Genomic DNA, 12,782 nt, shown 5'->3' with positions numbered 1-12,782 from the left:
GTGACGACAACGTTTCTTCTTGAGATTGGGACTGAAGAGCTTCCCGCTGATTTCGCATCTCAGGCGCTGACCCAGCTCGAACAACGGGTGCGACTGGATCTGAAGGAGGTTCGGTTGTCCCATGGGGCTGTGACAGTCACCGGCACGCCGCGCCGCCTGGCGGTGTGCGTGGAGCAACTCGACGAAGAGCAGAAGGAACTCAAAGAGGAACGCAAGGGCCCTCCGGTGGCGCAGGCCTTGAAAGATGGAGTGCCAGGACCCGCCGCCATCGGCTTCGCGAAACGCTGCGGTGTGGATCCAGCGGATCTCGTCGAGCGTGACACGCCCAAAGGTCCATGTCTGTTTGCCACGGTGCTGACCCCTGGATGCAGCAGTGCGTCTCTGCTTCCAGCCTTGATTGCCTCCTGGATCGATGGCCTGCAGGGTCGGCGTTTCATGCGCTGGGGCACCGGCGCCCAGCGCTTCAGCCGGCCGATCCGTTGGTTGGTCGCTCTATTGGGTGATGCGGTGATTCCCGTCGAACAGACGGGCTCTGATCCAGTCGTTCGCAGTGATCGGTTCAGCCGCGGCCATCGACTGCACGGTGACCAGCCGGTGGAGATCAAGGATGCTGCGGGCTATGCCGAGGCGCTGGCCGCCCATGGGGTTCAGGTCGACCGATCGGCGAGGGCTGCATTGATTCGTCGCAGCATCGATGAGGCCGCAGCCGCTGCGGGCGGTGTCCCCAACTGTCCGGACAGCCTCTTCGATGAACTCGTCGACCTGGTGGAAGATCCCCATGTGCTGAAAGGTCGAATTGCCGATCGTTTCCTGGCGTTGCCTCCTGAAGTGATCAGCACGGTGATGCAATCCCACCAGCGTTATGTGCCACTGGATCGTTCTGATGTGGCCCCCGACCCGCTGCGTCGATCTGCCGATGCCGTCCTGTGCCCCGAGTTTTTGCTGGTCAGCAATGGACTTCGCTCCGCCGCTGAAACCATTGTTCGGGGCAACGAACGCGTCCTGACGGCGCGCCTGGCTGATGCTGAATTCTTCCTTGGTGTCGACCGTCGTCAATCCAGTTCCGATCGACGGGAGGCCCTGGCCCGTGTGACCTTTGCTGAAGGGCTTGGAAGCCTCCGCGATCGCTCCGATCGTCTGGAGCGAACCGCTGCGGTTCTCCTTGATCATCTGGCTTTGACGGCTGAGGTGGAGACGGCTGCCCGTCGTGCAGCCCATCTCTGCAAACACGACCTTGTCAGTCAGATGGTCGGCGAGTTCCCGGAACTCCAGGGTCTGATGGGTGGGAAGTACTTGCTCGAGGAAGGGGAGTCGCGGGAGGCCGCCGTAGCGGTGGTGGAGCACTACTACCCCCGTGGTGCTGGGGATGCGTTGCCCGGCTCCGATGCGGGTGCCGTGGTGGCTCTGGCGGAGCGCTTGGAGCTTCTGCTCAGCATTTTCACCAAAGGAGAACGTCCGACGGGCTCGTCGGATCCCTACGCCCTGCGCCGTGCAGGGAATGGCTTGTTACTGATCCTCTGGGATCGCCATTGGCGTCTGAATCTCCTGGCTCTGCTGGATGTTTTGGCACCGATCTGGTGTGAGACGTTGCCATCGTTCGGCTGTGATTCAGCCCAATTGAAGGCTGACCTGGCCCAGCTGTTGCGCCAGAGATTGGTGTCCCAATTGGAGGACGATGGTCATCCGTCCGACCTGGTCCAGGCGGTTGCCGGTGAGGGTGTCTCCGATGCGCAACTCCTCAGCGATCCTCTCGATGCCCGTGTTCGCATACAGCTGTTGACCAGTCTTCGTGAACAGGGACGTCTGGCTGCAGTGCAGGCGGTGGTTCAACGGGCCGCACGTCTTGCTGAAAAGGGTGAACTGGATCGGTCGTGCCTCGATCCCGCGGCGGTGGTCGATGCCAAGCGGTTTGAGTCACCCAGTGAGGCGGCCATGTTGGCTGTGATTGAACGCCTGCACCCGCTGGCGGCTGGACGTGATTACAAGGCTCTTGCTGATGCTCTGGTGGAGGCAACACCTGCCCTCGAAGCGTTCTTCGACGGTGATGACAGCGTGATGGTCATGGCTGATGATCTTCAGCTTCGTCAGAATCGCCTGAATCTGTTGGGTGTTCTTCGCAATCAGGCCTCCCAGCTTGCGCGTTTCGAACTGATTCAGTCCTGAGCCAGGCGGATCAGACCTGGCTAACCCAGGTCTGATCGGTTCAAGACGATGACGAACAGCTCAGATCAGAACCAGGGCGAATCACAGCAGAAGCCCGTCGTCATCCGACAAGGTGGCAATGGATTTGGACTGATCATTGCGGCATTGATCATCGCTGGGACCGTGATCTACAGCATCAATGTGTGGTCGACAACGCGCAAAGAAACAGCCCCCGGCGTGAAGCTTCAGGAGGGAGTAGAGAAGCTTCGCGATGCGGCACAAAAAAAGCTGGACGCACCACAGCAGTGAGTCCAGCAGCGCAGGGGGCCTGAGGTCGGCCCTCAGCCCACGTCGACCGTTTCTTTGTTCTTGCTCTTGGCCTTGATGGCCTGGGATGCTTCATCGGCCAGGAAGTCACCATCGGAGCGGCCGACGGCCGATGGCACCGGTCCGTAGTTCGACGGGGCCAGAGCTTCGCCGCGAAGCAGGCTGCCCAGGGTCCGCATGGTCAGCTTGATCTGCTGCCAGGGATTCATCATCACCACCCGCTTGTAGAGGTAGCTGTCGAAGGTCAGCTTCTGCACGTCCTTGTCGTCGCACATTTCGACGAAGGCTTCTCGGGCTGCATCGTTGCGGTAGAAAATTCGCTGGAGGATGTCCAGAACCGCATAGGTGGCTCCGTACTTGCGGTCCCAGCGCTTCAGGTACGTCGCTTTGATTTCGCGTTCCGTGGGGACTTTCGCTCCGCTGTTGGAGATTTCCACGATGGCTTCGGCACACATTCGACCGCTCTTGGCGGCGAAGTAAATGCCCTCTCCCGAGCTCTTGGTGACGTAGCCAGCGGCATCACCCACCAGGGCCATGCGCCCAACGACACGACGGGGTCTGGGATGTTCAGGAATGGGGTGGGCTTCGACCTTGATCACCTCACCTTTGAACAACCGCTTGCTGGCGCGCTCACGGATGCCTTTTTGCAGGCCTTTGATCAGGCTTTGGTTCTGCTGCATGGTTCCCGTTCCAACCGCCACGTGGTCGTACTTGGGGAAAACCCAGGCGTAGAAATCAGGGGACACATCGGTGCCCACGTACATCTCGGCGAGATCTTCGTAGTAGCTCATCTCTTCCGCGGGGATCTTGATCCGCTCCTGGAAGGCGATCGCCACGTTGTAGTCACCGGCATCCATCGCCTTGGCGACACGGGAATTCGCCCCGTCGGCACCGATGATCAGGTCAACTTCGAGGGTTTTGGCTTCACCGGTGGGGCCGCCCGCGCTGTAGTCGGCGTAATGGAGTGTGTAGGGACCCTGCCGGTTGGCTCCGGTGTCGATCTTCTGCACGAGACCATTCACCAAAGTGGTGCCGAGCTCGGCCGCACGGTTGCGGAGGAATGCGTCAAACACCTCGCGGCGACACATGCCGATGTAGGCATTGTCGTCGTAGCCGAGGGGGTCCAGGCGGATGTCCACTTCCCGATTGGACGGCGAAATCATCTTCATGTTTCGCACCTTCCGGTCGATGATGTCGTCCGGAAGGCCGAATTCTTCGACCATGCACAACGGAATGGCTCCTCCGCAGGGCTTGGCGTTATCGAGTTTGCGCTCAAACAGCCAGGTCTGAATTCCTGCCTTTGCAAGCACTTCAGCGGCACAGGACCCACTCGGGCCGCCGCCCACTACCGCAACACGCAACATCTCAGCCCTACTCCGCTGGATTGTTCTCAAAAACTACCACCGCCACTGGGCTTTGCGTGGCTCGAACGGGCGCTCGCCTTTACGATCGAAACATCACGAAGCAGCGTTGTGCCCCGAGGAGCTTCTGCACGGCGTCAGTTGCGGGATGACATCCCGGTGGCGCGCCGTTCGGCTCCTGCTCGTTCACGGTCCAGAGGTGGTGGTGCTCGCCTGTTCCTGGCTTCGATCGTGGTCTTCTCCGGGGCCGTCCTGGCTGTGTGGTTTGTCGTCGGCACAGGTTCACGGCGGGCCGAACAGCGGCCATCGCCGGCGATCGAGCTCCCCAGCCGGCCCTCCGCCGACGGGCGCCTGTTGGGACATTTCCCTTACCTTCAGGCCGATCGTTCGGAGTTGATCAGCTTCTCTCCGGGAATCGAACTGCATGTGGATGCTGCTGATGCGCTTGACGCCATGCGCCAGGCCGCTGCCGCAGATGGCGTTGATTTACGTCTTCTCAGTGGCTTTCGTTCCACTGATCTGCAGGACTCGATCTTTTTTGATGTGGCGTCGGAACGAAATCAGACGGCGGAGGAACGCGCCAGGGTCTCTGCTCCTCCGGGCTACTCCGAACACAGCACTGGTTATGCCGTGGATCTGGGGGATGGTGACGCCCCTGAGACCAACCTTTCGGTGAGCTTTGAGGACACCAGGAGCTTCCGCTGGCTTCAGGACCATGCGGCGCGATATCACTTTGTGCTCTCTTTTCCGGATGGCAATCGTCAGGGGGTGAGTTACGAGCCCTGGCACTGGCGCTTTGAAGGGACTGCCGATGCCCTTCGCCTGTTCGAATCAGCACGGCGTTTCACGCGCAATCCCCTCCAATGAAGCCTGAACTCCTGGCCCCAGCGGGTGATTGGTCGGCCTTGAAAGCCGCCGTGGCCAGCGGGGCCGACGCCGTGTATTTCGGGGTGGATGCCTTCAACGCCCGTCAGCGTGCGGAAAACTTCCGGATCGCTGATCTCGCTGAGGTCATGACCTGGCTCCATGACCGTGAGGTGAAGGGTTTCCTCACCTTCAACGTCTTGGTGTTCAGCGATGAACTCCAACGGGCTGCCGAGTTGCTGGTGGCCGCGGATCAGGCCAAGGTCGATGCCGTGATTGTCCAGGACGTGGGTCTCTGCAATCTGGCCCGTCAGCTGGTCCCCGGCCTTGTGTTGCATGGTTCAACGCAAATGTCGATCACGAGTGCGGCGGGCGTGGCCCAGGCTGCTGCTTTGGGGTGTCAGAGGGTGGTGTTGGCTCGGGAGTTGTCCCTGGCCGATCTCGACCGTCTGAACGGTCAGCTTCAGCAACGCCATCTGGCGATGCCACTCGAGGTGTTCGTTCATGGCGCGCTCTGTGTGGCGTATTCCGGTCAATGCCTCACCAGCGAATCCTTAGGCCAGCGCAGTGCCAACCGCGGCGAGTGTGCTCAGGCATGCCGACTTCCCTATGAATTGATCGTCGATGGTGAGGCCCGCCCCCTCGGCGATCAGCGTTATTTACTGTCACCGCAGGATCTTTCCGCCTGGGATCTGCTCCCTCAGCTCGAGCGGCTTGGGATCGCCAGCCTCAAGGTGGAAGGCCGCCTGAAGGATGCCAATTACGTGGCGGCGGTCACCGATGCTTATCGCCGTCAGCTGGATCGTCGCGATCAGACATCGAGCGATGACCCATCCCTGGATGGTTCAGGGATGAAACGCCAAATGGAACTCGCCTTCTCAAGGGGGTTGTCCCACGGTTGGCTGGATGGGGTGGACCACCGCCGCTTGGTGCACGGGCGTTGGAGTAAGAAGCGCGGTCCTTTGATCGGGCGCTTGTTGCGCGTGGAATCAGGGGGTTGGCTGCAGCTCAGAACCCAGGAGCCCCTGCGCAACGGCCAGGGACTGGTGTTGGAGATGGTCTCGTCTGACCCTCTTCAGCCACCTCAGGAAATCGGCGGCCGGATCATGGCCTGTGAAAGCCTTGGCAGGGATCGGCTTCGCCTGCGCTTGGGCCCCGGTCGCTGTGCGGTGGCGCAGCTCCGTCCGGGTGCTTCGGTCTGGCTCACGAGCGATCCAATCTGGTCCCAGCACTGGGAGAAACAGTCCAGACGGGACGTCCCCGTCAAGGATCGCAGCCTGCATCTGAAGGTGAGCGGCCGTCTGGGCGAGCCGCTTGAGCTGGCCTTGCTGGATCCTTCCATCCACAACGGCAAACGGATCGTTGTGCGCTCCTCTCTCCCCCTGCAGCCTGCCAACCAGCGTCCTCTGGACCAGGGTCGTCTGGAGGATCAGTTGGGGCGTCTCGGCGGAACGGGATGGACGCTTGGATCCTTGGTTTTGGATCTTTGTGCTGATGCCTTTCTCCCGGTCGCTGAACTGAATCGGATGCGGCGATCTCTTTTGGAGCAGATCGCCCAGATCGGGGAAGCTGAGGATGCCGCGCATGCGTCGGCCCCTGAACAGCCGCCATTGCCGTCGTCGTCGTTGCGACTTCAACCCGCTGAGGTCTTGGAGTCTCTGCTGCAGCGGCCAGCGCAACCGTCACTGCCTGAGGATCCGCAGCTTGTGGTGTTGGTTCGCAGCCTTGAGCAGCTCAAAGCTTTAAGCGAGCTTTCGGCAACGGCGGCACCGGTTGGTTCGGTCGTGGCCGATTTGGAACAACCACGGGATTGCCGTGAAGCGGTGGCGATCGGCCGAGGTGTTTGGCCGGATGGACTCTGGCTGGCTGGTCCTCGGGTGACGCGGCCCAATGAGCGTTGGACCCTGGAACCACTGATCCAAGCCAGGGCCGATGGGTACCTGGTTCGGAATGCTGATCAGTTGGAAACGCTGACACCGTTGGCCCCTTGCATCGGTGATTTCTCCCTCAACAGCGCCAATCCCCTGAGCATGGATTGGTACGTGCGCTTCTGGGGGCTCAAGCGGGTCACGGCTAGCTATGACTTGAACCTTCAGCAGCTCTTGGATCTTGCCGCCGGCGTGCAGCCGTCATGCCTGGAAGTGACGTTGCATCAGCACATGCCTTTGTTCCACATGGAGCACTGTTTGTTTTGTGCCTTTTTGTCAGACGGCAAAGACCACACCGATTGCGGACGTCCCTGTGAGCAGCACACGGTCACCCTGATGGATCGCAGTGGCGTGGAACATCCTCTACGTGCGGATCTGGGCTGTCGAAACACTCTGTTCAACGGAACCGCGCAATCAGGAGTTGAAGCGCTTCCGGCTCTGTTGCAGGCTGGCGTCCGTCATTTTCGGCTGGAACTGCTGGATGAAGATGCGGCGGCAACCGTCCGACGCGTGCATCTGTACAGCGATGCGTTGGCGGGTCGGTTGCCCTCTCGGGAGGTCTGGAAGCGTGAACAGATCAGCCACCAGCTGGGGGTAACCCGGGGGAGCATGCGTGTCAAGGGGCCGGAACGAACCAGTCGAATCTCACGTTGAGATAGCCTGTGTCACTGCGCCTCTGGCGTTCTTCACATATCCAAACGATTCGACCGCATGAGCGCCCAGCAAAAGGCGATTCGCAATATCGCGATCATCGCTCACGTTGACCATGGAAAGACGACCTTGGTCGATGCCTTGCTGGCGCAATCGGGAATTTTCCGCGACAACGAGGCGGTCCCGACCTGCGTGCTGGACTCCAACGATCTGGAGCGTGAGCGTGGCATCACGATTCTGTCGAAGAACACAGCGGTCACCTACAACGACACCCGGATCAACATCGTTGATACCCCCGGTCACGCTGACTTCGGTGGTGAAGTCGAACGTGTGCTCGGCATGGTTGATGGCTGTCTCCTGATCGTTGACGCCAACGAGGGGCCCATGCCTCAGACACGCTTTGTGCTGAAGAAAGCACTGGAGCAGGGTCTGCGTCCCATCGTTTTTGTCAACAAGATCGACCGAGCACGCGTCGATCCAGAAACGGCTGTCGACAAAGTTCTCGATCTCTTCATCGAGCTGGGGGCCGATGATGATCAGTGCGATTTTCCCTATCTGTTCGGCAGCGGTCTCGGCGGATTTGCCAAGCCCGATATGAAGACGGACAGCGAGAACATGCGTCCGCTGTTTGATGCCATCCTGCGCCATGTTCCGCCCCCGGTCGGAGACGCTGACAAGCCTCTGCAGCTTCAGATCACAACGCTGGATTATTCCGATTTCCTGGGTCGGATCATCATCGGCCGAGTTCACAATGGTGTGATCAAACAGGGTCAGAGCGCGTCACTGATCAAGGACAACGGCACCATCAAGAAGGGGCGAATCAGCAAGCTGCTCGGTTTTGAAGGTCTGCAGCGCGTCGAGATTGAGCAGGCGTCGGCCGGTGATCTTGTTGCTGTGGCCGGTTTCGATGATGTGAATATCGGCGAAACAATTGCCTGTCCGGATGAACCCACGGCTCTTCCGTTGATCAAGGTCGATGAACCGACCCTGCAAATGACCTTCGTGGTCAACGATTCACCTTTTGCCGGCAAGGAAGGCAAGTTCGTCACCAGCCGTCAGGTTCGTGACCGTCTTGAGCGCGAGCTTCTCACCAACGTCGCCCTGCGCGTCGAAGACACCGATTCACCGGATCGCTTCGCCGTGAGCGGGCGTGGTGAGCTCCACTTGGGCATCTTGATCGAAACGATGCGCCGTGAGGGCTATGAGTTCCAGGTGTCTCAGCCTCAAGTGATTTTCCGCACCATCGACGGGACGCCCTGTGAGCCGGTGGAAACCCTGGTGATGGATGTCCCCGAGGCGGCGGTTGGTGCCTGCATCGAGAAGTTGGGCACCCGCAAAGGCGAGATGCAAAACATGGAGACGGGCCAGGACGGTCGCACGCAGCTCGAGTTCATCGTTCCCTCTCGCGGTCTGATCGGCTTCCGTGGCGAATTCATCCGTGCCACCCGCGGTGAAGGAATCATGAGCCATTCCTTCTTCGAATATCGCCCGATGCTTGGCGACTTCGACACCCGCCGCAACGGTGTGTTGATCGCGTTCGAGGAAGGCACCGCCACGTTCTATGCCTTGAAGAATGCAGAGGACCGTGGCCAGTTCTTCATCTCCCCTGGAACCAAGGTGTACAAGGGGATGATCATTGGCGAGAACAATCGTCCTCAAGATCTCGAGATCAACGTCTGTAAGGCGAAGCAGCTCACCAACATGCGTTCCGCTGGTGCGGAAGAACTGGATACCCTTCAGGCTCCGGTTCAGATGACCCTTGAGCGTGCACTCGAGTACATCGGTCCCGATGAAATGCTCGAAGTCACGCCGGAATCGATCCGTCTGCGTAAGTTGCCCGCCAAGCGGATGGCCAAGCGCTGATGCCTGAAGCGGACCCCCGCTTTCATCAGGCAATCGATCTGTTCAACCGTCATGAGTGGTACGCCGCCCATGACGTGTTTGAGGAGATCTGGCATGAAACAGCTGACCCTGAACGCCGCAGCCTTCAGGGGATCCTTCAGGTGGCCGTGGCTCAGCTCCACCTGCAACGGGGGAACACCCGTGGGGCCACCATCCTCTTCGGTGAAGCACTCGGTCGTTTGAAACGGCCCGGTGCTCCGGACCTTGGTCTTGATCTCGAGGCGCTTTGCACCTGTGTATCCGAGCGATTGAAGCTGCTTCAGCTGGAGCAGGATCCCGAGACCTGCACTGTCCCCTCGCTGCGGTTCAAGACTTGAGGCGGAGGTATCGTCAACCGACGTGCGTGTTCAGCATTCTTTTGGCTTATCGGCGCCGGTTGCTTGGTTGGTCTGCGGTCGGGGTTGCGATGGTCGCTTCGGCTGTATCGGGTTGGCAACCAGCCCAGGCTCAGTCGGGTCTGGTCACCATTGAGTCCGATCAGCAGATGGCAGACAACAACAGCGGTGTGGTCACGGCCCTGGGCAATGTGCGTTTGATTCATCAGGAGCGCGGTGTGGTGGCCACGAGCCGTCAGGCCCAGTACTTCACCAAAGAAGATCGGATTGTTCTGAGTGGTGATGTGGACGTATCCCAGACCGATGGAACCTCCATCCGTGCTGAACGCTTGACCTATCTCCTGGATCAGGATCGAGCCATCGCCCAGCCCGCAGAAGGTGCCCAGGTCTTCAGCCAGTGGAAGCTTCAACAGCCCGCTGCACAACCGGTTGAGGCTCAATGAGCCTGTCCCTGGATACGGTCTCGATCGCACTCGGTGGCCGGAAGCTTGTTGATGCAGTTGATCTCGACCTGCACCCTGGAGAAGTGGTTGGGCTTTTGGGCCCCAATGGTGCTGGCAAGACCACGACATTCAATCTTGTGATCGGTCTCCTTCGCCCTGACCGTGGCGGGGTACGACTGAATGGGACGGACATCACCGATCGAAGCATGCCTGAACGGGCCAGGCTGGGGATTGGCTACTTACCCCAGGAACCCAGCGTCTTCCGTCAATTGACAGTGCGCCAGAACCTGGATGTTGCCCTTGATCAGACCAACTTGAGCCCAAAGGAGCGACGGAATCGTCGAGATCAACTGATCGACGAGTTCCATCTTGCTGTGTTCGTTGATCGCTGTGGCTTTCAGCTATCCGGCGGGGAACGCCGACGCTGTGAAGTGGCCAGAGCCCTGGCGGTGGGGCAACAGGGTCCGATGTTTTTGCTGCTTGACGAACCCTTTGCCGGTGTTGATCCCCTTGCCGTTGCTGATTTACAGCAACTGATTCATTCGTTGCGAGAGAAGGGGATGGGAATTTTGATTACCGACCACAATGTTCGTGAAACATTGGCGATCACGGATCGGGCTTACATCTTGAACGATGGAGCGATCCTCGCCAGTGGTCAGTCCAATGTCATTACCAGCGACCCCCTCGTTCGTCGTCATTACCTCGGAGAGGGATTTCAACTGTGATGACCCCCCAACGCTGGTTGCGGCAAATCCCGCTGATTGACCGCTGGTTGCTTCGAGAAGTCGTTCCGCCTCTGCTGTTTGCCGTGGCGTTATTCACTGTTCTCGGTCTCTCGATTGGGGTGATGTTCGAGCTGGCCCGCCAGATGGTGGATGGCATGCCGGCATTGATTGCCCTTCAGCTTCTCGTTCTCAACACCCCCCGTTTTCTGGTTCTCTCGCTTCCGATGGCGACCTTGCTGGCCACCTTGTGGGCCTACAGCAAACTGTCCGCCAACAGCGAACTCACTGCGCTGAGAAGCCTTGGTGTGTCCACGGTGAGATTGGTTGTCCCGGCAATTGTTTTGTCCGCCTTGCTGACAGCGCTGACCCTGTTGTTCAACGATGTCATTGTTCCCCAGGCCAACAGCCAAGCAGAGATTGCTTTGCAGAGAGGGCTCGGACGGGCCATTGCCACCGAACGTGGCGAGGACATCACCTTCACCAATTTCGGTCGGATTCAGGGGACCGGTGGGCAGAAAAGCTCCCGTGGTTTGAAGCAGCTGTTTTATTCCCGTCGGTTTGAGAACGGAGAAATGCTGGATGTCACGGTTCTCGACTTCTCTCGAGCCGGATACCGGCAGATGCTTGTCGCCGAGAAGGCGATCTGGGATCCCAACGAGGCCAAGTGGGAATTCGTGGACGGTATCTCTCTCACCCTCAACCCCAATGGCAGCACAACCCGTCTGGCCTTTGACCGTCAGTTCTATCCCCTGAGCTCCGGCCCACTTCAAGTGGCCAAGATCCCTGACGACGCCAACAACATGACCGTGGCCCAGGCTGTGATGGCTGAGCGCATTGAGGCGGAGGCTGGCAATACAAAGGCGGCCAGAAAACTACGGGTTCGGATTCAGGAGAAATTCACGTTCCCGATGGCTTGCATTGTTTTTGGATTGATCGGCAGCAGCCTGGGTGCCAGGCCAGGCTCACGCCGCAGCCTCAGCCAGGGCTTTGGGATGAGCATTCTCTTGATTCTTGGTTATTACGCCTTGAGCGTCAGTTTCAGCTCGCTGGGCGTCAGCGGTGTCTTGACTCCGTTCCTGTCGGCTTGGTTACCCGTTGCCATTTCGATTGGTGCTGGCGGAGTGTTGCTGCGCCAGGCCAGTCGCTGATCAAAAGGGGCAGAATCGTTGAATGCTGGAATGGGCTTTCCTGATTTGTTGAACACACCGTTTGAGCTCGTCACAGGCCTTGGCTTTGCAGCCTTTGTGTTGTTGTTGCTGGCTCTGCCGCTCGGGTTCTGGGCTGTGTCCAGCTCGAAGCCCTCGTCGACGGTTCGTCTGTTGGTTGCCGGCGCCAACCTGCTGCTGACCGCCCAACTGGTCTTGCGCTGGTGGCAATCCGGACATTTTCCGATCAGCAACCTCTACGAATCTCTGTGCTTCCTGGCCTGGGCTTGCACGCTCACTCAGCTGTTGGTGGAGCGGAGTTGGTCATCGCCCATCGTGATGGCAGCCGCGACCCCAATGGGACTGGGCTGCATTGCCTTTGCAAGCTTTGCGCTGCCGGATCAACTTCAGGCGGCGGCTCCACTGGTGCCCGCCCTGCGCTCCAGTTGGTTGGTGATGCACGTCAGCGTGATCATGGTGAGCTACGCGGCTCTGCTGGTGGGCTCCTTGCTGTCGTTGGCGGTGTTGTTCACCGATCGCGGCGATGTCTTGGAGTTGCGCAGCAGCTCGATTGGCAGTGGTGGCTATCGCCAGGCCCAAGTGGCGGGAAGTGGTGATGTACTGCAATTGCAATCGATCAAACTCACCACGAGTGAACAGGCCGACAACCTCAGCTATCGCACGATCACGGTTGGCTTCCTTTTGCTCACCGTGGGGATTATCAGCGGAGCTGTCTGGGCCAATGAAGCTTGGGGCAGTTGGTGGAGCTGGGATCCCAAGGAAACGTGGGCACTGATTTGCTGGTTGGTCTATGCGGCGTATCTCCACACCCGTTTAAGTCGTGGCTGGCAGGGACGTCGGCCGGCTCTTGTCGCTGTTGTTGGGCTTGTTGTGATCGCAGTTTGTTATATCGGGGTCAATCTTCTTGGCATTGGATTGCATAGTTATGGCTGGTTCTT

The 12,782-nt window shown here is 59.3% G+C and carries 11 protein-coding genes; 10 read left to right on the top strand and 1 reads right to left on the bottom strand.

Features of this window, described 5'->3' with window-relative positions; translation table 11 throughout:
• Nucleotides 1–2,163 (top strand): glycine--tRNA ligase subunit beta, encoded by a 2,163-nt coding sequence (gene glyS, locus ACGVKB_RS11260; RefSeq protein ID WP_392351824.1) that lies wholly within the window; start codon nucleotides 1–3, stop codon nucleotides 2,161–2,163.
• Between the two features lie 48 nt (nucleotides 2,164–2,211).
• Nucleotides 2,212–2,451 carry a hypothetical protein gene (locus ACGVKB_RS11255; protein ID WP_392351823.1) on the top strand — a complete coding sequence of 80 codons (240 nt, stop codon included), beginning with the start codon at nucleotides 2,212–2,214 and terminating at the stop codon, nucleotides 2,449–2,451.
• Nucleotides 2,452–2,483: 32 nt separating this feature from the next.
• Here the strand turns inward: ACGVKB_RS11255 and chlP are convergent, their stop codons facing one another.
• Nucleotides 2,484–3,833: a geranylgeranyl reductase gene (chlP, locus tag ACGVKB_RS11250; protein WP_392351822.1), complete on the bottom strand. Its 1,350-nt coding sequence runs from the start codon at nucleotides 3,831–3,833 to the stop codon at nucleotides 2,484–2,486.
• A gap of 108 nt (nucleotides 3,834–3,941) precedes the next feature.
• On the opposite strand from chlP, the gene ACGVKB_RS11245 reads away from it, so the two are divergent.
• The 8 genes from ACGVKB_RS11245 to ccsB form a co-directional block, all read left to right on the top strand.
• Nucleotides 3,942–4,697, top strand: coding sequence for a M15 family metallopeptidase (locus ACGVKB_RS11245; RefSeq protein WP_392351821.1), 756 nt, complete (start codon nucleotides 3,942–3,944; stop codon nucleotides 4,695–4,697).
• Nucleotides 4,694–7,276 carry a DUF3656 domain-containing protein gene (locus ACGVKB_RS11240; RefSeq protein ID WP_392351820.1) on the top strand — a complete coding sequence of 861 codons (2,583 nt, stop codon included), beginning with the start codon at nucleotides 4,694–4,696 and terminating at the stop codon, nucleotides 7,274–7,276. The genes ACGVKB_RS11245 and ACGVKB_RS11240 overlap by 4 nt, the downstream gene beginning before the upstream one ends.
• A 57-nt stretch (nucleotides 7,277–7,333) precedes the next feature.
• Complete coding sequence (gene typA, locus ACGVKB_RS11235) at nucleotides 7,334–9,136, top strand: translational GTPase TypA (protein ID WP_392351819.1); 1,803 nt, start codon at nucleotides 7,334–7,336, stop codon at nucleotides 9,134–9,136.
• Nucleotides 9,136–9,492 (top strand): DUF309 domain-containing protein, encoded by a 357-nt coding sequence (locus ACGVKB_RS11230; protein ID WP_392351818.1) that lies wholly within the window; start codon nucleotides 9,136–9,138, stop codon nucleotides 9,490–9,492. Before typA ends, ACGVKB_RS11230 begins: the two co-directional genes overlap by 1 nt.
• A gap of 89 nt (nucleotides 9,493–9,581) precedes the next feature.
• A complete protein-coding gene (lptC, locus tag ACGVKB_RS11225) occupies nucleotides 9,582–9,953 on the top strand; it encodes an LPS export ABC transporter periplasmic protein LptC (RefSeq protein ID WP_392351848.1) in 372 nt (123 codons plus the stop codon).
• Nucleotides 9,950–10,678 (top strand): LPS export ABC transporter ATP-binding protein, encoded by a 729-nt coding sequence (lptB, locus tag ACGVKB_RS11220; protein ID WP_392351817.1) that lies wholly within the window; start codon nucleotides 9,950–9,952, stop codon nucleotides 10,676–10,678. Before lptC ends, lptB begins: the two co-directional genes overlap by 4 nt.
• Nucleotides 10,678–11,826, top strand: a complete 1,149-nt coding sequence (locus ACGVKB_RS11215; protein WP_392351816.1) for an LptF/LptG family permease — start codon at nucleotides 10,678–10,680, stop codon at nucleotides 11,824–11,826. The genes lptB and ACGVKB_RS11215 overlap by 1 nt, the downstream gene beginning before the upstream one ends.
• 45 nt (nucleotides 11,827–11,871) lie before the next feature.
• Nucleotides 11,872–12,782 (top strand): c-type cytochrome biogenesis protein CcsB (ccsB, locus tag ACGVKB_RS11210; protein ID WP_392351847.1); only part of this gene is annotated, 911 nt, incomplete at its 3' end.

The organism is Parasynechococcus sp., from assembly GCF_042954325.1.
GTDB lineage: Bacteria > Cyanobacteriota > Cyanobacteriia > PCC-6307 > Cyanobiaceae > Parasynechococcus.
This window is presented reverse-complemented; position numbering and strand designations above follow the sequence as displayed.

Coding starts and splice junctions, on each gene's coding strand:
- ACGVKB_RS11240 (WP_392351820.1), top strand. CDS start 4,694: ATGAAGCCTGAACTCCTGGCCCCAGCGGGTGATTGGTCGGCCTTGAAA.
- ACGVKB_RS11255 (WP_392351823.1), top strand. CDS start 2,212: ATGACGAACAGCTCAGATCAGAACCAGGGCGAATCACAGCAGAAGCCC.
- typA (WP_392351819.1), top strand. CDS start 7,334: ATGAGCGCCCAGCAAAAGGCGATTCGCAATATCGCGATCATCGCTCAC.
- chlP (WP_392351822.1), bottom strand. CDS start 3,833: ATGTTGCGTGTTGCGGTAGTGGGCGGCGGCCCGAGTGGGTCCTGTGCC.
- ACGVKB_RS11215 (WP_392351816.1), top strand. CDS start 10,678: ATGACCCCCCAACGCTGGTTGCGGCAAATCCCGCTGATTGACCGCTGG.
- ACGVKB_RS11230 (WP_392351818.1), top strand. CDS start 9,136: ATGCCTGAAGCGGACCCCCGCTTTCATCAGGCAATCGATCTGTTCAAC.
- lptC (WP_392351848.1), top strand. CDS start 9,582: ATGGTCGCTTCGGCTGTATCGGGTTGGCAACCAGCCCAGGCTCAGTCG.
- lptB (WP_392351817.1), top strand. CDS start 9,950: ATGAGCCTGTCCCTGGATACGGTCTCGATCGCACTCGGTGGCCGGAAG.